The organism is Salinibacterium sp. SWN1162, from assembly GCF_015864675.1.
Taxonomy (GTDB): Bacteria; Actinomycetota; Actinomycetes; order Actinomycetales; family Microbacteriaceae; genus Rhodoglobus.
This window is the reverse complement of record NZ_JADYWT010000001.1, coordinates 1,029,631-1,049,817: the sequence shown is the minus strand read 5'-3', so window position 1 is coordinate 1,049,817 and position 20,187 is coordinate 1,029,631. Positions and strand designations below refer to the sequence as shown.

The following is a 20,187-nucleotide window of genomic DNA, read 5'->3' as shown; positions in this document are numbered from 1 at the left end:
TAGTTCTCCTTCGGAGTAGAGCCCTGCTAGAAATTGTTCGCAACAGGGCAGATGTTATTTGCGGATTATTCAGGCACGCTGCAATCTCACGCGCGGGTCTACAACGGAGTACAGCAGATCGACGATGAAATTGACTACCACGATGAAGACTGCAGAGAAGAGGACGGTACCGATGATCATGGGGGTATCAAGATTCGAGATTGCATCGAATGCAAGGCGGCCGATCCCATTCAGTCCGAACACGGTCTCTACGATGACGACGCCACCCAGAAAGTAGCCGAAGTCCAAACCAATCATGGTTATTAGCGGAATAGTGACGTGCCGGAAGCAATGCCGCCACAAGATCGTGCGTTCGGTCATGCCCTTTGCTCGAGCCATTCTGACGAAGGGAGATTCGAGGATCTCAATCATGTTCGTTCGAGTGATCCGTGCGTACCAGGAACCACCTCCCGCACCGAGAGTGAATGTCGGAAGCACCAAGTACCAGAGAACGGGATCGCCGAGTCCGTTGAGAGGGAAAAGCCCCCAGCTGAAGGCGAAGTAGTAGATGAGGAGCAGCCCGAGCCAAAAGGACGGCGCGGAGAGACCAAGAAGGGAAAGGAACGTTACGGCACGGTCAGCAAATCCACCACGGTGGTAGGCCGCGTAGATGCCGGCTGGTACGCCCAGGATAATCTGCCAGATCAGCCCACCCACAGCAACGAGCACGCTTGTCGGAAGGGCTTGCATTATTCGTTCAAAAACCGATGTTTCACGAAGGACGTAGGAAGTGCCGAGATCGCCACTGAGCAGACGCCCAATAAAACCCAGGTATTGCTGCCACAATGGCGCGTCCAAACCCAGCTGCGCGCGAATCGACGCAACTGTCTCAGCACTTGCGTTTGGGCCAGCCAACGTCGATGCGGGGTCGGCCGGTACGGCATACACCAACAGGAAGGACAGACTAACAACACCGAAGAGGACCAGACTCATTTGACCTAGCCGTCGCGCAAACCACCAAAACACCGGTTACCTCGCCATCGGAGCTGAAGAATTGAGCAATTCGGAAAGCCAATCGCCAAGCAAGTTGAACGCCATCACTGTGACGATCAGACAGGCTCCTGGAAAGAAGAGCATCCAAGGCGCGATCTGGAAGTATGTGCTGCCGTCGGAGATCATCTGTCCCCAGGAGGCCTGCGGAATCGGTACGCCGATACCGAGGAACGAAAGCGCGCTTTCGATCAGGATCGACGCGGCGATCCCCAACGTCGCATAGACGATGATTGCTGGTAGCAGATGCGGAATGATGTGCTTCCACATAATTTTCAGATGTCCAACACCGAGGGTCCGGGTCGCGATCACGAATTCCCGCTGCTTCAAAGAAATGACCATTCCGCGAATGATCCTGGCCAGAGTGGTCCAGTAGATGAGGGCAATCACGATGATCACGTTCGTGGTGCTGCGAGTCGTCACTGCAATCAGGGCTGTGCACAGCAGAAGAATGGGAAACGAGATCACAACATCGGTGATGCGCATGAGAATCGCTTCGATTATTCCTCCGAAATAACCAGCGATCACACCGACCAGCACACCGACTAGCGTCGCTAGCCCGTTCGCGACAATACCAATCACCAGGGAGACTTGTGTGCCCGAGATGAGGCGAGACAGCACATCTCGGCCGAGAGCGTCGGTTCCGAGCAAAAATCCAGGTGTGCCCGGAGGTAGCGGTTGGCCCAGCGGCCCTAGGCCGATGTCGTTGAATGTCTGCAGTGGGTCGTGCGGCGAAATGAACGGAGAGAGCACTGCGACCACGATTACGAGGACGAGCAACATCAACGAGCCTAAGGCAGCAGGGTCGCGTTTGAGGGAGCGCCAAACTTCAAGCATCCGCATCGGCCGCTCGTCGATGGTTTCCTCGTAATCCATGCCAGTGCCGACGCCGGGTGGGACTGATTCGCTCACGTCTGGGCCCCCTTTTGTGTAACCGCGACGAAGTCGGTCGACTCCGCAAAATGGCAGGAAGTCAACTGGCCCGACGCTGTCGTTCGCATAGTGGGCTCATTGGTGCGGCAGATGTCTTGCGCGATCGGACACCGCGGGTGGAAGCTACAGCCACTCGGAGGGTTAACGGCGCTCGGAGGCTCACCTGACAGCCGCAGCCGCGCGACCCGACTTCCGGTCTCCCGCACAATCGGCTCTGGCACCGCAGCAAGAAGGGCCTTCGTGTAGGGATGTTGTGGGCGCTCGAATACATCGTCTCTCGTCCCGTACTCCACAAGTTTGCCAAGGTACATGATGCCGACGTGGTCGGCCATGAAGCGAAGCGTCGAGAGATCATGGGAGATGAAGAGGTAGGCAAGACCCAATTCTTCCTGCAAGTCTTTCAAAAGGTTGAGAACTTGGGCCCGAACTGAAACGTCAAGCGCCGAAACCGCTTCGTCACAGAGAATCAGCCGAGGATCGACGCAGAGGGCGCGAGCAATCGACACCCGCTGTCGTTGTCCACCGGAGAGTTCGCCCGGCCGACGATCGATGAATGCTCGAGAGAGGCCGACCTGTCCGAGGATCGCTTCGACCGCCGCTCGGGGATGGAACGTTCGATCTGAGCGCAACTTGATCGCTTCGAGAAGTGTTTCACCGATCCTCATTTTGGGATCGAGGGAGTCATACGGATCTTGAAATACCATCTGCATAGTGCGTCGATACTCGATGAGTTCACGACCCTTAAGCGTCCCGATATCGTTTCCATTCAGGTGCATTGACCCGCTAGCAGGTCTGTTAATTCCCATCAGTGTCCGAGCGATCGTACTTTTTCCAGAGCCTGACTCACCAGCGATACCGAGTGTCTGTCCCGCCTGCAAGCGGAAGGACACTCCTTGCACCGCGGGCACACTCACTGCACGCTGACGGAATCCGCCTGAGCGCCTGAAATTGACGTGGAGATCATCAACTACGAGCAGGTCCGAGTCTGGCCTTTTCCGGAATGGCGAGCGGTCGCTCATCGCGTCGCGCCCGCGTGGTCCATCGATACCTGCCGCGTGGGAGCCCGTCACAGCGTGTTCACCCCCTTAGGAGATTCGACAGCTTGGAACGCGGCCGGTGCTACAACCCCGCAGGCCACCCCTCGCGTTTCATTCTCACCCAGTAAAGGAACCAGCGCAGGATCGGTCGTGTGGCATTCCTCTACTGCCATCGGGCAACGAGGGGCGAACGCACACCCTGCGGGACGTCGACCCGCTAGCAAAGGAGCACCCGCAATCGTGCGCAACCTCTCTGGTATGGGATCGGCGAGTTTGAGGATGGAGCGAAGCAGCGCTCGAGTATAAGGATGCTGTGGAGAGCCCACAATCTGCGCAGCGCTGCCCTGTTCGACAATTCTGCCGGCGTACATCACCAAGATCCGGTCACAAAAGTTTGAAATGACTCCCAGATCGTGGCTGATCAGAATCACACCGGTGTCACTCTCAGAGACCATGGTGTCGAGAACATCAAGAACCTGAGCCTGGACGGTGACATCGAGCGCTGTGGTTGGCTCATCAGCGATGAGAAGGCGAGGGGCGCACGCCGTGGCGATTGCGATGCAGACCCGTTGCCGCATTCCGCCTGAGAATGCACCAGGGAAGTCGTTCATCCGTGCTTCAGCATCTGTGATGCCGACCTGGCGCAACAACTCGACAGCACGTTTACGCGCATCACTACGCTTGATCCCTAAGTGGGTCTCAAGGGACTCGGTGATCTGAAGGCCGATGCGCATTAGCGGATTGAGACTCGACATTGGGTCCTGAAAGATCATGGCGACTTGATGGCCACGCCAACGCTGGAGGGTCCGGGTCCCGAACGAAAGCACATCTTCGTCGTCAAATCGGACCACCCCTGAAGAGATCACCCCCGGAGACGAGACAAGTCGCATGATCGCCTGCACAGTCAGGGACTTTCCAGATCCTGACTCCCCCACAATACCCACACGTTCACCAGCGGCAACCGAGAAAGAGACTCCGTCTACCGCGTGGAAGACACCAGACGCAGCCGGGAAGTCGACCACGAGATCATTCACTTCCAGTAACACACCCATTTTCGCTTCCTTCCGGTTAACCAAAGTCCAGGAGCGGGTGCCGCCTGGGAGGGTAGAGGAGCTCTGTCCCAACCCACGCGGCACCAATCAATCAGCGCGACTCCGTACCGTCCAGCTTCCAGTACTCTCCGATGTCCCAGCCCCAGATCGGCTGCGGAAAGTACCCGCCTACGTTCTCTCCGACGATCTCTGTCTTCGTACCGAAGTAGAGCGGAACAACGGGGTTCTCAGACAGCATCAGCTCGGAGGCTTCTTTGTACTTTGCTTCTGAAGCAGCCGGGTCCGTCTGCGCTAGAGCTTCGCTAACGAGCGCATCCATCTCTGGGTTGCAGTAGAAGGCAGAGTTGGTTCCGTCAGGAACAGCCGAGGCACAAGACAGAAGGGCTTGGAGGAAGTCCGAACCCTCCGGGAAGTCAGCAACCCAAAAGTCCAACGCCATGGGCGCTTTCCCTGCCCCTAGGAGCTCGAAAAATGTATTCGGCGCAAGGGTCTCGAGCTTGACGTCGATGCCAATGGCTTTCAGATCCTGCTGGATCTGAGGAGCCACTCCCGAGAACGGGGGCACGTTCCATGCGTAAAACTCGGTTTGGAAGCCGTCAGGAAATCCTGCTTCAGCCAAAAGCAACTTGGCCTTGTCAATGTCTTGGTCATGGGTCATTTTCTCGCCCGTGTGACCGAGTACGTTAGGCGGCAAGAACTCCGTTGACGGCTTTCCTTCTCCACTGATCAGCTTGATCAGTGCATTTCGGTCGAAAGCATATGACACGGCTTCGCGAACCTTCGGGTTGTCGAATGGAGGTGTGTTGACGTTCATCGACAGGAAGTATGAGCTTGGCTTCTCAATCTTGATGAGTCGATCCTTGAATGCGGGATCGGTGGAAAGTTGAATGAACTTCGCCGGAGGAATCGGGCTACCCATGAGGTCGATATCGCCCTTTTGAAGCATCAACACCTGGTTGTCCGGGTCGACGTTCAATAGCATGCGGATGTTATCGACATACGGACGAGGCGAGTCCCAATAGGAGTCGTTCCTGTCCAGCACAATTTCTTTACCCGGCTCGAACGAGGCCAACACGAACGGACCGGAACCGACTGGTTCGCTACCGATGGTCGAGCCGCTTCCTTCAGGTATTAGGGAACCTGCAGGCATTGCCATGACATATTTAAAAGCGGAGCTCGGTGAGCTGAGCGTGATCTTGATTGTCAGATCGTCGACTACCTCAATCCCTTCTGGAAGCCCAGTCGGATTAGCCGCATAAGCCTCCGATCCGGCGATGACGCGCCAGAACTCAGCGAGACCAGCCTTTGTGGCGGGGTCGAGAACCCGCGCGAAAGAATACGCGACGTCGTTCGCTGTCAGAGAGTCACCATTCGAGAATGTCAATCCGTCTTTGATTTTGATCGTGTAGGTCAGGCCGTCATCGCTAACCTCTGGGAATGATTCCGCCGCCTGCAACTTCAGCTCACTGGTGGCCTTCTCATAATCGTAGAGACGATCGAACATCATCCGCATCATGTTCCAGCAGGTTGCCCCGGTGCACGCCGCCGGGTCAAAGGTCTCCGGATCCGATGCTGCAGCCGTTGTAATTGTGCCGCCGTAAAGTGGTTCGTCACCCCCTGAAGGGCCCGCCCCCGTGCCCGCGCTTGGGCCGGCGGCACAAGCGGTCAAGGAAACTAGGAGTGCCGCGCTGAGCAACGTGCCCCGCAGTTTGTATTTCATTGAATGCTCCTGTCAGAAGTTTGCCCAGCTTCTCGGGGAAGCGAGAAACCGATGAACTAAGGATCGTTTCGCTCGATGCTATCACAGATTGAAGACTGTCGACAATCGGCAGTTTTTCGTCCGACCGGCTATAGTTTGGCCATGGAAATTCTTAACCGCACTGGACTGGCGGGAGCTGCGGTTGCCGGCCTTCGCGAAGAAATCCTCGAGGGCCGACTCGTCCAAGGCCAACGGCTAAGCGAGGTCAATCTTTCGAGTTCCTTGGGGGTCAGCCGGGCGCCAATTCGCGAAGCGCTATTCCATCTCGAGCAGGAGGGGCTCGTCGTTTCCCTTCCCTACAAAGGTGCCTCAGTCGTGACATTGAGCCCGCAGGACTTTTTGGAACTGTCTACCCTCAGGACCTCACTCGAGAAGCTGGCGTGGGCGAGGGCTCTGGAACGCAGGACTCAAGCAGACGTGAGAGCAATGAAAGTGATCATCGATGAGATGAGACACGCTGTGGAGAACGGTCATCAAGAGAAGCTCGTTCGTCTCGACCTTGATTTTCATGAACATGTGTTTCTCGTGGCCGACCATTCTAGACTGCACGCGGCTTGGCAGGCTATTAAATGGCAAGTTGCGCTATACCTGCTGACGCGACGAATTCAAGTTGATGATTATCACAGCATCATTGTTCCAGAACACACTGAGCTCCTTGAGCTTCTCTCCAGCGGTGAGGCCGAAGCTCTCGATGCAACAATCGACCTGCATATTCGTTCTGCATACGAGCGTTTGAGCACTAGGCAGGTTAATTCATCCGTTATCACGACGAGCACTCCCGCCCCTTCCTCGCCCTCAAACACAGGAGGCTAATATATTCCGGCGAAGAACTCCCTCTCCGACGCCGCGAACGCACCCGCTTATTCCCCAATCCGCATCTAGCATTTCGTGGCCAAAATGGTTGGCGATTGCGTGCTGAGCAACGAGCGATTCACCAAGAATCGTCCGCGCAACCAAGCGTTCTGAACGATGCCGTTTCGGAGCTACGGGCGTACCCCTGACCGCGTTCTCTCGCAATGGAGATAGCTCTCTCTGCACGACCTCAGGCAAGCCAGTCACTTGCGGCTTCGCCGTCGATGAAGGCCTGCTTATGTGCCGTTCGGGCGCTATCTCACCTCACGGCGCGCGTAATGCCGTACGGCAATTGGCGATTGGCGATTGAAAAACGATGACGCCCACGCCACGTTCCGCAGGCCGCTGCAACACAATGCCGCGAGGAGCTATGACTCAGATTCACCGATGCCGAACCAATCGCGAACGGGGCCTTCGTAGAAAATGGGCAAAGCGCATCCAGCGGATCACGATTAGCGCAGAAGGGACCCTGTGAGCAACTAAGGCATTTTCAGACCACCCAGCTCGCGCTGAAGCGCTTCGCTATCGGCCACGGGGTCTGATGTCGGTTTGGTTGACTTCAACACTGTGAGAATTTTGGTTTTCACGGAAGGATGGTCAACGTGCCGAGAGCATTTCCGAAAAAGTTCCGTCGCGACATGGTCGCGGTCGCCCGGAAGGCCGCAGCCCCGGTCAGTCGCATCGCGAAAGACTTCGGAATCTCCAAGTCGTATCTACAACGTCGTCTGAAGATCGCTGATGTGGAAGACGGGGTCAGACGATGTGCCACCCAGACCGAGACTACGGAGCTTCGGGAAGCGAAGAAGCACATCCGGCTGCTGGAACAACTGGTCGAAATCCTGCGCCGGGCTGCCGCGTATCTGTCGCAGGCGTCGCTCCCGAATTGATGTTCACGCTGGTTCTCGACTTGGCTGCTGATCAGATTTCGATCGCGGTGGCCTGCCGGGCGTTGAAGTTCTCGAAACAAGCGTTCTTCGAGTGGAGGGCAAAACCTGTTTCGAGGCGAGACTGGGACAACGCCCACCTGGCGAACGCCGCGGTGGATCTTCACCGTGATGAGCCCGGGTTCGGAGATCTACTAATCTCCTATGAGGCTGAAGCCGAATCAGGGCTGCGGGCATCGGAGCGGAGTGAGTGCGGTTGTGTTCCGAGCAGCGTCCGTGGGGCGTGTTCTTGAAGAAGCGTGGCCTGAATGGGAGTACCGGTCCGCCGGTGCACGACGATCTCGTACTGCGCGATTTCACCGCGGCCACATTGAATCGGCTGTGGCCCGTGGATATCCCAGAGCATTGGACCGATGAAGGCAAGCTGTATACGTGCACCATCAATGACGTCGCCTCGAATCGGATCGTCGGTTATTCGATCGATTCCAGGATGACCGCTGACCCAACAGTGGCGGCACTTCGCAACGCTGTCGCGCCCCGCAACCCGGTGGGTACGATGCTTCATTCGGATCGAGGATCTCAGTTTCGTTCCCGGAAATTCGTCGAGTTATTGCGGAAATCAGGGATCACCGGATCCATGGGGCACTACTCGATGCTCCTTCACCTGCCCGATGGTTACAAACCCGAACAGGCTCGGGACGCGGTGATAGCAAAGATGAAAAAGCCTGATTACCTGCGCCATGCATTGGCGTGGAATCAGGGCCCGGAGATACGGGACTGGAAAACCGCCAGCGTCGATGCGGACACCGATATCGACTTCGGTGCCTCGCACGCTCCCCAGCAATGAGGCCCCAACGCGTTGCTGCGCCGGTATTTCCACAAGGGCACGGACCTTTCCATCCGCTCCGACAAAGACCTCAACTGAGTCACCCGAGAACTCAACGATCGACCGCGCGACCGCTTAAAGTTCGAGAAGCCGATCGACCTGATCGGAAACCTTCTGCTGCAATGACCGCTTGAATTCAGTGCGCGTATGTCCCCCGATTTCCACAGCAGTTTGCCGCTAGCCGTGGGTGCCGAGTGCCTGCAGGTTTGGAGCCCGCGAAGCTACTCCGAGATTTCCGTGTCCGTTAAGCCCCGGGGTTGGTCACGAATGTCCACCAAAAACACCGTCGCACCGATTTCGACGAGCCACCTAGCGAAGAAGGCCAGTCGGAAGACTTCCCTTAGAGCCTGAGCGTGCCAAGCCTCCTAAATTCGCACGATCTCTTAAGGATATCTACGCCCCTCAATTCGCCTCTTTCAAAAACGGTGCCGAACGCGGACCTTGCAACAGGGCTCTAGCCAACGGCGACACGATGAAGAACCAAAAAATAGGACGTCTCCAACGCCGCTGGATCACCGCAACCTTCGTGGAATGGGGCAAAATTCGGGCAAACTCTAAACGCCCCGCGAACGAAGGCCCTTGTATCCCAGCGTTTACAAGGGATGGATGCGCGAATAGAAAGTGCCCCTGGAGGGATTCGAACCCCCAACCTGCTCCTTAGGACGGAGTTGCTCTTCCGTTGAGCTACAGAGGCTGGCGATTCGAGTGTAGCGGAGAGCTCTGGCCGCAGACGGCACACCAGCCGGCTCTCAAGGAAAGTCAGTATCGTCAGTTCATGATTTCACTGAGCGGATTATCAATTCTCGTTGTTGGGTCATCGGGAGGCCTAGGTTCAGCGGTCGCGCGATGCTTGGCCGACGAAGGGGCCCGCCTCACTCTTCACGCGCGATCGGAAGCGTCGGGCACAGCTACTGCCGCGCTCGGTACTTCTGTGTATGCCGACCTGCGTGATCCGGCTGCTGCCGACGCTCTGGTGGCCGCGGCGCTAGACGCTTATGGACAGCTCGACGGCGTCGTCAACGCCGCGGGGCTGGTCGCCTTCGGACCGGCCGCGCTCGCCTCCGTCGACACCGTCGATGACCTCTTTGCGGTTAATACCGCGGCGCCGATTAGCTTGCTCCGCGCTGCGCACTCCGCGCTCCTCGACTCTGCTGCCGCTCAGAGAGAACCCTTCTTCGTCACGCTGAGCGGTATCGTGAGCGAAAGTCCCACCGCGAACATGGCCACTTACTCGGCGTCGAAGGCTGCTCTAGCTGCGTTCGGTCAGGCCGCCGGCCGCGAATTACGTCGCGAGGGAGTGCGACTCTTGGATGCACGCCCCGGTCACACCGAGACGGGGTTGGCCACACGACCCATCCAAGGCGAGGCTCCGCGGATGCCTCAGGGCATGGAACCCGACTACGTAGCTCGTCGCATCGTTGATGCGATCATTCAAGGCGAGAAGGACCTACCCAGCGGAGCATTCAACACCACGCTGTAGTCGGGTCTGAAGCGTAGCGAGCTCCACAATCCGATTGCGGCACCGAAGCAAAGCTCCGGGCGCTAGAGAAAAAGTTGCCAGAGGATGGCGGCGTAGATCAGCGTGAAAATCGCCGGCGTGACGTACTTGACGATGAGCGTCCACCACGCCGTGCTGATGATCTGCTTGATCACGAGCGACGGGTCGCTGAGGCTGCGCATTTCGAGAGCGATCGCCTGCGCCTCACTCGCCGACGTGTACTGAGCAACCGCCCCGAGAATTCCGGATGCCAACAAGACACCTGCCGCCGCAACCTTGGTGGGCAGAGAACCGAACTCATCCCCGCCGAGAGACAGCGCGGTAATGACCACGGTCAGCAGAAAAGTTGGGGCGAACTGAGCCACGATAATGTGCAACCGCGCGCCGGACCACAATCCAAGCAAGTCTTTTTCATTCACTCTTGCGACTATACCTAAGCGATCGCAAGCGAACTAGAAGCCTTCGCCCTGTCGAGGATGTCAGACGTTACTGCCCGGGAGGGTAAAGGAAAGCTTCTACTTCGCTCGGCTGCAGCGTGCGCTGACCGTACGAGCGGTATACGTAGTTGTACTCTTCGAGGAGCACTGAACCGTCGGAGTTGACCTGTTTGACATAGGCAACGTGGTTGTCCCAGCCAAACCAAGCTACTGCTCCAGCGACCGGTGCGTCGCTGACTGTCCAACCGTGCGCTTCCCAGGCAGATTTCCACTGGTAGGCGTCTCCGCCGTTCGGCGTCAAGTCTGACCATGCCCAGCGGAAGGGGGCTGCGAAAGAACCGACATCACGGTTGAGTCGCCAGGCCACAAAGTCGGTGCACTGTCGGTAGTAGTAGTTGAGCGGTGAAAGCGTGTCGTCGGCGGTCGGCCACGGGTAGTCATCGCCCAAGGCTTGCGCGCCAGATGCGACGTAGAGGGAATTAGCTTCGGCAATCGCCGCTTGCTGACGAATTTGTTCGAGATCCTCGGGCGAAGTCGCGGAGAACTGATCGCGCTCGAGCACCGGCAAGTCAAGTTCGGCGCTGACCGTAACCGATTGAACGCTAGCCGGTTTAACATCGGCGAATCCCAAAGCGGAAGTCGAGGTCGAAGCCGAGGCAGCCGTTACCACTCCTTCGTCTGACATGAACCCGGACGCGCTATACGCCGGCAAGCCCGCGACGGCGAAGAGACCACCGATGACGGCCATCGAGGCAACCGCCCGTAGAGGGTTGGTGCGAGCCCGCTTGGTTTTCGGCTTAAGTGCCGCGGGAATGCGAGAAGGAGCACTGCTCGCGAACGCAGTGGGTACGTAAGGTGCAGGGGTCACGCTGTGAGCGACGGCCACTGGTGCGCTCGGGATAGCGGGGACAGCAATCTCAGACGTCACAACGACTTCAGCCGATACCGCAACCGCGGGCACGACGCTCATGGCTGTGGCCGGAGCGCCCTTCTCTGCGGCTTCGCGAGCTGCCCGCGCTTCGCGACGCGAAAGATAGACGGGCGTCTCACCCGCGGGGTTCACCGAAGGCACGCCGAAATCATCCGTACTACTCGGTGACATACGCGACAATCGGGAACCTTAAGATGGCACGTTCGAGAAGAAACTAGGGCAACTCTCGAACAACGGGAATAATCACAACAGCATAACAGTTATGCCGCCGGAGCCAAATATTCTTCCCAGTCTGGGAGTGCCCTTTCAATTCCCCTAACAAGCCATGCGCTCGTGTGCGGCGGCCGTGGCTTAATGAGCAGGCGCCACTTCATCTCGGCAGGCGTGCGATTGCTCTTCACGTTGTTACAACGCAGGCAGCACGCGACTAAGTTCTCCCACGAGTCTTCGCCGCCGCGCGACCGCGGCATGACGTGGTCGATGGTGTTCGCCGAACCGCCGCAATACCCGCAGCGGTGGCCATCTCGCCGCAGCACTCCGCGGCGCGAGACCGGCAGCCTTCGCGTTGAGGGAATGCGAACATAATTGCGCAAGATGATGACCGACGGTCTCTCCCACGCTCCCGTGGAGCCCCAGACTGGATGCTCCGAATCGGCCGCGACAATCGTCGCCTTCTGATTCAGCACGAGCACGATCGCTCGCTTAAAAGACACGACCGCGAGCGGCTCGTAGCCGGCGTTCAGGACCAAAGTGCGCATTCTCATCCTCTCGAAAGAGCCTGCACGGCTTGCAGGCAATCGACTTCCCTGAAATTCAGCGAAAAGGAGGCAGAAACACAAAAAGGCACCGTCGTAAGACGATGCCTAGTGATTCAGCGCGCGAAAACTGCCGCGCACAGTACTGCTGTGTCGTATGTCGAAGTGGGCACGCGCATCCACGGTTTGGATGCTGCACCTACCTAACATGCGATTCTCCGGTTCATTCGTGAACTCCAAGGGCTACAGGCTAACCCAATTTTGGGATGCGACTGCGCGCGGGCACGCCGAATTGAATGACGAGACGGTGACGCCCCGGTAAACAGAGAATTCAGAAAATTACGCCGACGGCTTCTCTACGAAGATGTGCACGGCTACCTCGTTGGGCAGCTCAAGGCCCTCTCCGAAGCCCTCCACGGTGACCGCTACATAGGTGTCAGCCGCGGCAAAAGTGGCTGTCTTGCCCGGCATGACACCAGCGGTGAAGAGCTGCTGCAGCAGTTCGGGCTCGAACTGCACCGGCTCCCCCAGCCGGCGAATGCGGCCAACGACAGGAGCAGTCGCTTTGGCGACGAGCTCCACAATGTTCACCATGCCCGCGCTGAACGAGGGAGCAGCGGTGCCACCCAATTCTTCGAGCCCGGGAATCGGATTGCCGTAGGGCGACTCCGTGGGGTGATCGAGCATTTCGATGAGCTTGCGCTCTACCTGCTCGCTCATGACGTGCTCCCACCGGCACGCTTCGTCGTGAACGAGCGCCCAATCGAGGCCAATGACATCGGCGAGAAGCCGCTCAGCGAGGCGGTGCTTGCGCATGACTTGCGTAGCCCGGCGGCGACCCTCCTCGGTGAATTCGAGGTGGCGGTCGCCTTCGACGACGACAAGGCCGTCACGTTCCATGCGGCCGATAGTTTGTGAAACGGTCGGCCCAGAGTGGCCGAGACGTTCGGAGATGCGGGCCCGCAAAGGCACGATGTTCTCTTCTTCAAGGTCAAGAATCGTGCGCAGGTACATCTCGGTGGTGTCAACGAGATCGGTCATGAAACAAGACTAGCCCGTACTGGCCAATAGAATCGGACGTATGGCTAGCCTGACGATTCCCAGCGACCTCCTTCCCGCCGACGGACGATTCGGATGCGGACCTTCCAAAGTGCGCCCCGAACAGGTCGAACACTTGGTGTCCGCCTCGCGCACCATCCTCGGCACGTCTCACCGTCAAGCACCCGTTCGCGACCTCGTGGGCCGTGTACGTACAGGCCTCGGCGAGCTTTTCCAGATTCCCGAAGGCTATGAAGTTGTCATGGGCAATGGCGGTTCAACGGCGTTCTGGGATGCCGCAGCCTTCGCCCTGATCGAGCGCCGCAGCGCCCACCTTTCCTTCGGAGAGTTCGGCTCCAAGTTCGCGAAGGCAGCCGCTGCACCTCACCTCGAATCGCCTCACGTAGTTTCCGCCCCGGGCGGGTCGTTCGCAGACCTCGACGACATTAACGGTGCCGACGTGTTTGCGTACCCGCACAACGAGACTTCCACCGGCGTGATGGCTCCGGTTCGCCGTTTCGACGACTCGAACGTTCTGACGGTTGTTGACGCGACGAGCGCAGCCGGCGGCATTCAGTTCGATGCCAACCAGGCCGACGTCTACTACTTCGCCCCGCAAAAGAACTTCGCGTCAGACGGTGGCCTCTGGTTCGCCCTCTTCTCCCCCGCCGCTATCGAGCGCGTCGAACGCATTGCGGCCTCGGGTCGTTACATCCCCGAGTTCCTGTCGCTCAAGAACGCGATCGACAACTCACGCCTGAACCAGACCCTCAACACTCCCGCGCTCAGCACATTGCTGCTGCTCGAGAACCAGATCGACTGGATCAACGACAACGGCGGGTTGGCCTGGGCGGATGCCCGCACGCGCGAATCATCGTCGGTTCTTTACAACTGGGCTGCCGCCAGCGACGTCGCGACGCCGTTCGTCACCAACCCGGAGCACCGCTCGCAGGTTGTTGTCACGGTTGACTTCGACGACTCCATCGATGCCACGGCTATCGACAAGACGTTGCGGGCAAATGGCATCGTCGACACCAACCCGTACCGCAAGCTCGGTCGCAACCAGCTGCGCGTGGCCACCTTCGTTGCCATCGAACCGGATGACGTACGCCAGTTGGTCTCATCGATCGACTACGTGATCGCGAACAGCCACTAATCTGAAACCGTGCGTATCTGGTTGAAAGACTCAGAGCGCCGGCCCGACCCTGAGCCGGTGCAGACCGACGACCGCAAGGCAATGCTTGCGGGCATGGGCTTGTGGGTGCTCGGCCTCGCTGTGTTGCTGCTCTTTATCGAGCCGCTCAACGAGGCCGGCAACCTCTGGTGGTTGTGGAGCGCCGTGGCCGGGCTTGTGCTCGGCCTTATCGGACTGATCTACACGCACCTTAGGCGCGGAAAGAAGTCGCGCTAGTCTTCTTCATCTGACTCGTCGAGGTCATCGATACTGACGCCTTCGTGGTCGCCGCCGCGAAAAGCGCCGGTGTCGTAGTCGTCGTCCGACTCCTCGTCGTCATCGTCATCCGACTCGTCGTCATCATCGTCGTCGTCGTCATCCGACTCATCGTCATCATCGTCGTCGTCGTCATCATCCGACTCATCGTCATCATCATCATCATCCGACTCATCGTCATCATCATCCGATGCGTCGATGTCGACTCCGTCAAGGTCGCCGCCGTGCAATACGGAGGACCCGAATTCGTCATCGTCGTCGTCATCATCGTCGTCATCGACTTCTTCTGCAGCAGCCTTTTCGGCATCCGCAGCTTCTGTAGCGGCCTGCGCTGCTTTGTAGTCAGCAAGACGTTCTGACCACGGCACCCAATCGGGCGAAAGCAGTGCACCTTGGGCCGGCATGAGCTCAGCCTCAAGAATGGTCGGCTCTTCGCCCTCGACGTGGGCAACGCTCACAGTCCAGTTCCAGCCCGGGTAGCCCAGCAGGGCAGATGCGAACAGCACCGAAACGGTGCCGTCGCTCTCGACCTGCTCACCCACGAGCGCGCCAATCGATGCGTCGGTGGTGATCTCGAGGAGTGCTCCCCGAGCAAGCTTCTCGTACTGGCTATTAGGCATCGAGTTCGTCCGCTACCTTTCGCAGCATTGAGGCAATTTTGGCGCCGTGCGCCTTATCGGGGTAACGACCTCGCTTGAGGCCGGAACCGATGCCGTCCATGAGCTTGACCAGATCTTCAATGATCACGGCCATGTCATCGGCGGGCTTGCGGTTGATCTTTGTCATGCTCGCAGGAGCATCCATGACTCGAACTGAGAGTGCCTGAGCACCCTTTTTACCGTCAGCAATACCGAACTCTAGGCGAGTACCTGCTTTAACCCCAGTCGTGCCCGCGGGCAACGCTGAGGCGTGCAAAAAGACCTCTTGGCCTTCATCACTCATGATGAAGCCAAAACCCTTCTCGTCGTCGTAAAACTTAACCTTGCCGGTAGGCATGGGCATGCTCCTTTGTAATCGTGACTCAAGCTTAGAACGTAAACGGGCGCGTATCCTTGTCTACGTGACAAATCACTCAACTGAACGCGACCTTCGTATCGAGCGTGTGCTCGCCTACCTCGTCGCCTTCTCGATCGCACTCGCTGTGCTTAGCTTCGTTGCCGTAGTCGTCGCTACTGCACTGGGCCAAACCGAATTCGATAACGGTATATGGCCCGCTGTGATAACTATGCCTCAATTTGCCTTGCCTTTGGGCGTGGTGTTCATCATCACCCTCGTGGTGCTGAACGGGCGCCGCCGCCAACGTGAGTACCGGAATGGCCACAATTAGCGATGCCGCTCTGCTGCTCGCCGCACAATTGCGCGCATTAGACGACAACCACCTTCTTGAGTTGTTGCGCTCGCGTGTCGTGCGCGCCAACTCCGTGAGCGATTTCTTTGATCTAGCGGATGCCCTGCAGCAGCCCACCTCGGTCGAACGCGTTCTCAGCACACTCGACCGCCCCACGCTCGCGACTCTCGCTGTGATCGCTGATACCGCGTCACTCTCCGCCGCCGAGGTCGCCGCTGCGCTCGGGCACTTCGGTGCTGATGAGCTCGCCGTTCAGCGGCGCTTAGACCGACTCGTGAGCCTCGCCCTGCTCATCCATCGGGCTGGCCGTTACAGCGCCCCTGACGGCGTCACTGACCAGCTCGCGGGCTGGCCGTTCGACGACCTTCCCACCACGGGCGAGCTACTGGAGACCCCACCGCCGTCGACCCTCACCTCGGTTGAACCGTCGCAGCGCGACAGCACCGACAGTATTGCGGCAGAGAACGCCTTCTCCACCACCAACGAAGTCACCGAGCTCATCAATCAATTGCGGTCGAGTCCGGTGCGCGATCTGGCTCGCGGCGGCGTCTCGCTTCCCGACTCGAAGCGACTGGCAGCGTCCATGTCCGTTCCGCTCGACAAGGTTGCCGGGCTCGTCGACATCGCGGAACGTGCCGGGCTCATCGCAACGACTAACGCCCAGTGGATGCCCACCGCCGCCGCTGCCGAGTGGATGGCCCGCGGGGCTGCTGACCGCTGGGTGCACCTTGCCGAGGCATGGCAGCAAGGCGTGCCCGACAACATCCGCACGATCCTCGCTGACCGCGTGCAGAGCTTCTGGGGAAGCGGCGTTGAAGACTACGTGCGGTGGTTGTTCCCGGCCGGCGTCGATGCCATGCTCCAACGCCTGCGTCGCTACGCCCGTGACGCCCGCCTCCTGGGTGTCACCGCCGAACAGCTACCGAGCAGTGCTGGAATTGCCCTGCTGACTCGCTCACCGGCCGAGGCCGCGGCGGTGATGGCAGAGAGCTTTCCCAACGAAGTTCACCAGGTCTACGTTCAGCCCGATCTCACCGTGATCTCGCCCGGTCCGTTGGCCCCGCAACTGGATGCCCGGCTGCGCGTGATCGCCGATGTCGAGACGCGTGCTCTGGCATCCACGTATCGCATCTCCCGTTCGAGCTTGCATCATGCAATGACGTTGGGCGAAACCCTCGAGGGCATGCGCAGCTTCTTGGCCGAGATCTCGCTGACGGGTGTTCCTCAACCGGTTGACTATCTGCTCAACGAGGCGGCAGCACGCCACGGCCTCGTTCGTGTTGGCGTGAACAGCGCCGGTGGCAGCTACGTGTCCTCTCCCGATTCGGTGATGCTGCAATCGATTGCGGTCGACCCCAACTTTGGTCCATTTGGGCTGCGCCGCGAAGGTGCTCGACTCGTTTCTCGCTTTGGAGTCGAGCAACTGTTCTGGTCGCTCAGCGACGCGCGCTACCCCGTTGCTGCCGAAGACGCTGAAGGTCAGATTCTGTCGCTGCGCCGCGATCAAGTGAGCACCGCCACTCCCGACGAGGCACACGACTCCGCCCCTGAACAGCTGCTCGTCAAGCTACGCAACGGTCAGGGTGGAGCAACCGGCGACGAAGACCAAGCGTGGTTGTCCCGGCAAATTGAGGTCGCCATCCGCAACAAGCTACTGCTTCGAGTGACCGTTAAAATGCCGGATGACCGCGAGGTCGAGTACACGCTCGAACCGTCGAGCGTCGCTGCCGGCCGAATGCGGGGGCTTGACCGTGCGGCGGATATCGAGCGAACTTTGCCGTTGAAGAGCATCGTAGCGGTGGAAGCGACCACCGAACGCTAAGCATCCGGGCGTAAGGTTGGTCGGATGAACGCAGCCCCCGACGGACCCCTGATCGTGCAGTCTGACCGCACGGTTCTCTTAGAGGTCGCCCATCCTTTGGCGGAGGACGCTCGCCATGATTTGGCGGTATTCGCTGAGCTTGAGCGCGCCCCCGAGCATATTCACACCTACCGAATTACGCGGCTGGGCCTGTGGAATGCGCGTGCCGCTGGCCACGATGCACCCGCGATGTTGGAGACGCTCGAGAAGTACTCGAAGTTCCCGATTCCGCAGAGCGTCAGCGTTGACATCACCGAGACGGTTGGCCGCTATGGTCGACTCGTCATCGACCGGGACGATGATGGTGCGCTCACTCTGACCGCTACCGATCCTGCTGTGCTGCGCGAGATTACACGCGCCAAGAAGGTCGCGAGCTTGCTGTTCGAACGCCGCGGCGATCACACCTACGTTGTTCAGGCCTGGGCTCGCGGTCAGCTCAAGCAAGAACTATTGAAGCTGGGTTGGCCCGCTGAAGACAACGCCGGCTACACTCCCGGCACACCCCATGAGATTGCTCTGGATGCCGCGGGCTGGGGCCTGCGCGAGTACCAGCAGCACGCCATCGACAACTTCTTCGAACACGGGTCGGGCGTCGTCGTTCTCCCCTGTGGCGCTGGAAAAACGCTCGTCGGCTTAGGCGCCATGGCCCAAAGCAAGACCACCACCCTGATTTTGGTGACCAACACGGTCTCTGCTCGTCAGTGGCGGGCAGAAATTCTGAAGCGCACCACCCTCACGGAAGACGAGGTTGGGGAGTATTCGGGGCAGACCAAGGAGATCTTGCCGGTCACGATTGCCACCTACCAAATTCTGACAGCTAAGCGAAAGGGCGAATACGCCCACCTTGCTCTGCTGGATGCTCTCGATTGGGGCCTTGTCGTATACGACGAGGTTCACTTGCTCCCCGCCCCCGTGTTCAAGCTCACCGCCGATCTGCAGGCGCGTCGCCGGCTTGGACTGACCGCAACTCTCGTGCGCGAAGATGGCCGCGAGGGCGACGTGTTCTCCCTCATCGGCCCCAAGCGCTTCGATGCGCCGTGGAAAGAGATCGAGGCCCAAGGCTTTATCTCCCCCGCCAGCTGCTACGAAGTTCGCGTCGATCTGCCTGAGAGCGACCGTCTCGAGTACGCAGCCTCGGCTGACGACGAACGGTTCCGTCTTGCTGCCGCGGCACCCGCCAAGATCAATGTGGTTCGTGCGCTCGTCGAAAAGCACGAGGGCGAACGCATTCTTGTCATTGGGCAATACCTCGACCAGATCGATACGCTCGCGACCCAGCTCAATGCCCCACAGCTCACCGGGGCCACGCCGGTTGCCGAGCGCGAACGTCTGTACCAAGAATTTCGCGAAGGCATCACCAAGGTATTGGTGGTCTCCAAGGTCGCCAACTTCTCCGTCGACCTGCCCGAGGCAACCGTCGCTATCCAAGTCAGCGGCTCGTTCGGCTCGCGTCAAGAAGAAGCTCAACGCCTCGGTCGCCTGCTGCGCCCCAAGGAGAGCGGCTTGCCCGCCAACTTCTACACGCTCGTTGCTCGCGACACCGTCGACCAAGACTTCGCGCAGAACCGCCAGCGCTTCTTGGCCGAACAGGGTTACAGCTACACGATTCTGGATGCCGCGGACCTGACGGCCTAGCGGGCCCATAGTCGTCGCACCATCAGTCAACGTTCAGGAAACATGCAGATAATGGCTTCATGGCTGACGGACCCAAGATTCTGATTGTTGACGACGAACCCAACATTCGCGACCTTCTCACCACGAGCCTGCGCTTCGCAGGTTTCGCAGTGCGTGCGGTAGGAAGCGGGGCACAGACCATCTCGGCAGTTCTTGAAGAAGAACCCGACCTGATCATCCTCGACGTGATGTTGCCCGACATGAACGGTTTCGGGGTGACCAAGCGCCTTCGCGCTTCGGGATACACCTCCCCCATCCTGTTCTTGACGGCTAAGGACGACACCGAAGACAAGATCATGGGTCTCACCGTCGGCGGTGACGACTACGTCACCAAGCCGTTCAGCCTCGATGAGATCGTCGCTCGAATCAAGGCAATCCTTCGTCGCACGATGCAGGATGACGAAGAGACGATCATCCGCGCCGGTGACCTCACCATGGACCAGGACACTCACGAGGTCTCGATCGGCAGCGAACAGATCGAGCTCAGCCCCACCGAGTTCAAGCTGCTGCGCTACCTCATGCTCAACCCCAACCGCGTGCTCTCGAAGGCGCAGATTCTCGACCACGTGTGGGAATACGATTTCAACGGAGACGCCGGCATCGTCGAGAGCTACATCTCCTACCTGCGCCGCAAGCTGGATCAGCACACCGAAGAGCCGATCATTCAGACCAAGCGTGGCTTCGGCTACATGCTGAAGGCCGCTAAGCCGTAACCATCTCGGATGGCCAGCTCGACACCAATTAGGGCGTCGAGCTGGCCATA

General features: G+C 59.0%; 21 protein-coding genes and 1 tRNA gene. 10 read left to right on the top strand and 12 right to left on the bottom strand.

Annotated features, from left to right (window positions below):
* Positions 1-69: 69 nt before the first annotated feature.
* Genes I6E58_RS04955 through I6E58_RS04935 form a run of 5 tightly spaced genes read right to left on the bottom strand, consistent with a single transcriptional unit; the run spans position 70 to position 5,771 of the window.
* Positions 70-1,005 carry an ABC transporter permease gene (locus I6E58_RS04955; RefSeq protein ID WP_307841984.1) on the bottom strand — a complete coding sequence of 312 codons (936 nt, stop codon included), beginning with the start codon at positions 1,003-1,005 and terminating at the stop codon, positions 70-72.
* 3 nt (positions 1,006-1,008) lie between these two features.
* Positions 1,009-1,941 (bottom strand): ABC transporter permease, encoded by a 933-nt coding sequence (locus I6E58_RS04950; protein ID WP_197131031.1) that lies wholly within the window; start codon positions 1,939-1,941, stop codon positions 1,009-1,011.
* On the bottom strand, positions 1,938-2,981 hold the full coding sequence (locus tag I6E58_RS04945; RefSeq protein WP_197131029.1) for an ABC transporter ATP-binding protein: 1,044 nt from the start codon (positions 2,979-2,981) through the stop codon (positions 1,938-1,940). The genes I6E58_RS04950 and I6E58_RS04945 overlap by 4 nt, the downstream gene beginning before the upstream one ends.
* Before the next feature lie 47 nt (positions 2,982-3,028).
* Complete coding sequence (locus tag I6E58_RS04940) at positions 3,029-4,123, bottom strand: ABC transporter ATP-binding protein (protein ID WP_197131027.1); 1,095 nt, start codon at positions 4,121-4,123, stop codon at positions 3,029-3,031.
* A 19-nt stretch (positions 4,124-4,142) separates the two neighbouring features.
* Positions 4,143-5,771 carry an ABC transporter substrate-binding protein gene (locus I6E58_RS04935; RefSeq protein ID WP_197131025.1) on the bottom strand — a complete coding sequence of 543 codons (1,629 nt, stop codon included), beginning with the start codon at positions 5,769-5,771 and terminating at the stop codon, positions 4,143-4,145.
* Positions 5,772-5,912: 141 nt separating this feature from the next.
* Here I6E58_RS04935 and I6E58_RS04930 point away from each other — a divergent pair, with 141 nt between their 5' ends.
* The 3 genes from I6E58_RS04930 to I6E58_RS04920 all read left to right on the top strand — a co-directional run bounded on the left by I6E58_RS04930 (position 5,913) and on the right by I6E58_RS04920 (position 8,393).
* A complete protein-coding gene (locus tag I6E58_RS04930; RefSeq protein ID WP_197131022.1) occupies positions 5,913-6,623 on the top strand; it encodes a GntR family transcriptional regulator in 711 nt (236 codons plus the stop codon).
* Between the two features lie 641 nt (positions 6,624-7,264).
* Positions 7,265-7,549 (top strand): hypothetical protein, encoded by a 285-nt coding sequence (locus I6E58_RS04925; protein WP_197131019.1) that lies wholly within the window; start codon positions 7,265-7,267, stop codon positions 7,547-7,549.
* A gap of 280 nt (positions 7,550-7,829) precedes the next feature.
* Positions 7,830-8,393 (top strand): DDE-type integrase/transposase/recombinase, encoded by a 564-nt coding sequence (locus I6E58_RS04920; RefSeq protein ID WP_197131016.1) that lies wholly within the window; start codon positions 7,830-7,832, stop codon positions 8,391-8,393.
* 661 nt (positions 8,394-9,054) lie between these two features.
* Here I6E58_RS04920 and I6E58_RS04915 read toward each other — a convergent pair.
* Positions 9,055-9,126, bottom strand: a tRNA-Arg gene (locus I6E58_RS04915).
* An 81-nt stretch (positions 9,127-9,207) separates the two neighbouring features.
* Between I6E58_RS04915 and I6E58_RS04910 the strand changes: the two genes are divergently transcribed.
* On the top strand, positions 9,208-9,912 hold the full coding sequence (locus I6E58_RS04910; RefSeq protein WP_197131014.1) for an SDR family oxidoreductase: 705 nt from the start codon (positions 9,208-9,210) through the stop codon (positions 9,910-9,912).
* 62 nt (positions 9,913-9,974) lie between these two features.
* On the opposite strand, the gene I6E58_RS04905 is transcribed toward I6E58_RS04910, so the two are convergent.
* From I6E58_RS04905 to I6E58_RS04890, 4 genes are all read right to left on the bottom strand, one after another.
* Positions 9,975-10,349 carry a hypothetical protein gene (locus I6E58_RS04905; protein ID WP_197131012.1) on the bottom strand — a complete coding sequence of 125 codons (375 nt, stop codon included), beginning with the start codon at positions 10,347-10,349 and terminating at the stop codon, positions 9,975-9,977.
* A gap of 67 nt (positions 10,350-10,416) precedes the next feature.
* Positions 10,417-11,469 (bottom strand): CHAP domain-containing protein, encoded by a 1,053-nt coding sequence (locus I6E58_RS04900; protein WP_197131010.1) that lies wholly within the window; start codon positions 11,467-11,469, stop codon positions 10,417-10,419.
* A gap of 89 nt (positions 11,470-11,558) precedes the next feature.
* On the bottom strand, positions 11,559-12,056 hold the full coding sequence (locus I6E58_RS04895) for an HNH endonuclease (protein WP_129072028.1): 498 nt from the start codon (positions 12,054-12,056) through the stop codon (positions 11,559-11,561).
* Positions 12,057-12,392: 336 nt separating this feature from the next.
* Positions 12,393-13,094: a metal-dependent transcriptional regulator gene (locus tag I6E58_RS04890; RefSeq protein ID WP_197131008.1), complete on the bottom strand. Its 702-nt coding sequence runs from the start codon at positions 13,092-13,094 to the stop codon at positions 12,393-12,395.
* Between the two features lie 40 nt (positions 13,095-13,134).
* Between I6E58_RS04890 and serC the strand changes: the two genes are divergently transcribed.
* Together serC and I6E58_RS04880 are read left to right on the top strand one after the other, a co-directional pair.
* Positions 13,135-14,247 (top strand): phosphoserine transaminase, encoded by a 1,113-nt coding sequence (serC, locus tag I6E58_RS04885; protein ID WP_197131006.1) that lies wholly within the window; start codon positions 13,135-13,137, stop codon positions 14,245-14,247.
* Positions 14,248-14,256: 9 nt separating this feature from the next.
* Positions 14,257-14,502, top strand: a complete 246-nt coding sequence (locus tag I6E58_RS04880) for a DUF2530 domain-containing protein (RefSeq protein WP_197131004.1) — start codon at positions 14,257-14,259, stop codon at positions 14,500-14,502.
* Here I6E58_RS04880 and I6E58_RS04875 read toward each other — a convergent pair.
* Positions 14,499-15,161, bottom strand: a complete 663-nt coding sequence (locus tag I6E58_RS04875) for a DUF3027 domain-containing protein (protein WP_197131001.1) — start codon at positions 15,159-15,161, stop codon at positions 14,499-14,501. The genes I6E58_RS04880 and I6E58_RS04875 overlap by 4 nt on opposite strands.
* Positions 15,154-15,537, bottom strand: coding sequence for a cold-shock protein (locus I6E58_RS04870; protein WP_100388389.1), 384 nt, complete (start codon positions 15,535-15,537; stop codon positions 15,154-15,156). The genes I6E58_RS04875 and I6E58_RS04870 overlap by 8 nt, the downstream gene beginning before the upstream one ends.
* Before the next feature lie 64 nt (positions 15,538-15,601).
* Between I6E58_RS04870 and I6E58_RS04865 the strand changes: the two genes are divergently transcribed.
* From I6E58_RS04865 to I6E58_RS04850, 4 genes are read left to right on the top strand one after another with little or no spacing between them, the layout of a single operon-like run.
* Positions 15,602-15,868: a hypothetical protein gene (locus I6E58_RS04865; RefSeq protein ID WP_246837405.1), complete on the top strand. Its 267-nt coding sequence runs from the start codon at positions 15,602-15,604 to the stop codon at positions 15,866-15,868.
* Positions 15,855-17,711: a helicase-associated domain-containing protein gene (locus tag I6E58_RS04860; protein WP_197130998.1), complete on the top strand. Its 1,857-nt coding sequence runs from the start codon at positions 15,855-15,857 to the stop codon at positions 17,709-17,711. Before I6E58_RS04865 ends, I6E58_RS04860 begins: the two co-directional genes overlap by 14 nt.
* Before the next feature lie 24 nt (positions 17,712-17,735).
* Positions 17,736-19,385 (top strand): DNA repair helicase XPB, encoded by a 1,650-nt coding sequence (locus tag I6E58_RS04855; protein WP_129072035.1) that lies wholly within the window; start codon positions 17,736-17,738, stop codon positions 19,383-19,385.
* Positions 19,386-19,444: 59 nt separating this feature from the next.
* Positions 19,445-20,137, top strand: a complete 693-nt coding sequence (locus I6E58_RS04850; RefSeq protein WP_100388384.1) for a response regulator transcription factor — start codon at positions 19,445-19,447, stop codon at positions 20,135-20,137.
* Positions 20,138-20,187: the final 50 nt, after the last annotated feature.

What these genes read in the sequence shown, in the direction of transcription:
- I6E58_RS04900 (WP_197131010.1), bottom strand. Translation starts at nt 11,469, where the DNA reads ATGTCACCGAGTAGTACGGATGATTTCGGCGTGCCTTCGGTGAACCCC.
- I6E58_RS04930 (WP_197131022.1), top strand. Translation starts at nt 5,913, where the DNA reads ATGGAAATTCTTAACCGCACTGGACTGGCGGGAGCTGCGGTTGCCGGC.
- I6E58_RS04855 (WP_129072035.1), top strand. Translation starts at nt 17,736, where the DNA reads ATGAACGCAGCCCCCGACGGACCCCTGATCGTGCAGTCTGACCGCACG.
- I6E58_RS04860 (WP_197130998.1), top strand. Translation starts at nt 15,855, where the DNA reads ATGGCCACAATTAGCGATGCCGCTCTGCTGCTCGCCGCACAATTGCGC.
- I6E58_RS04870 (WP_100388389.1), bottom strand. Translation starts at nt 15,537, where the DNA reads ATGCCTACCGGCAAGGTTAAGTTTTACGACGACGAGAAGGGTTTTGGC.
- I6E58_RS04890 (WP_197131008.1), bottom strand. Translation starts at nt 13,094, where the DNA reads ATGACCGATCTCGTTGACACCACCGAGATGTACCTGCGCACGATTCTT.
- I6E58_RS04850 (WP_100388384.1), top strand. Translation starts at nt 19,445, where the DNA reads ATGGCTGACGGACCCAAGATTCTGATTGTTGACGACGAACCCAACATT.
- I6E58_RS04875 (WP_197131001.1), bottom strand. Translation starts at nt 15,161, where the DNA reads ATGCCTAATAGCCAGTACGAGAAGCTTGCTCGGGGAGCACTCCTCGAG.
- I6E58_RS04895 (WP_129072028.1), bottom strand. Translation starts at nt 12,056, where the DNA reads ATGCGCACTTTGGTCCTGAACGCCGGCTACGAGCCGCTCGCGGTCGTG.
- serC (WP_197131006.1), top strand. Translation starts at nt 13,135, where the DNA reads ATGGCTAGCCTGACGATTCCCAGCGACCTCCTTCCCGCCGACGGACGA.
- I6E58_RS04945 (WP_197131029.1), bottom strand. Translation starts at nt 2,981, where the DNA reads ATGAGCGACCGCTCGCCATTCCGGAAAAGGCCAGACTCGGACCTGCTC.
- I6E58_RS04935 (WP_197131025.1), bottom strand. Translation starts at nt 5,771, where the DNA reads ATGAAATACAAACTGCGGGGCACGTTGCTCAGCGCGGCACTCCTAGTT.
- I6E58_RS04910 (WP_197131014.1), top strand. Translation starts at nt 9,208, where the DNA reads ATGATTTCACTGAGCGGATTATCAATTCTCGTTGTTGGGTCATCGGGA.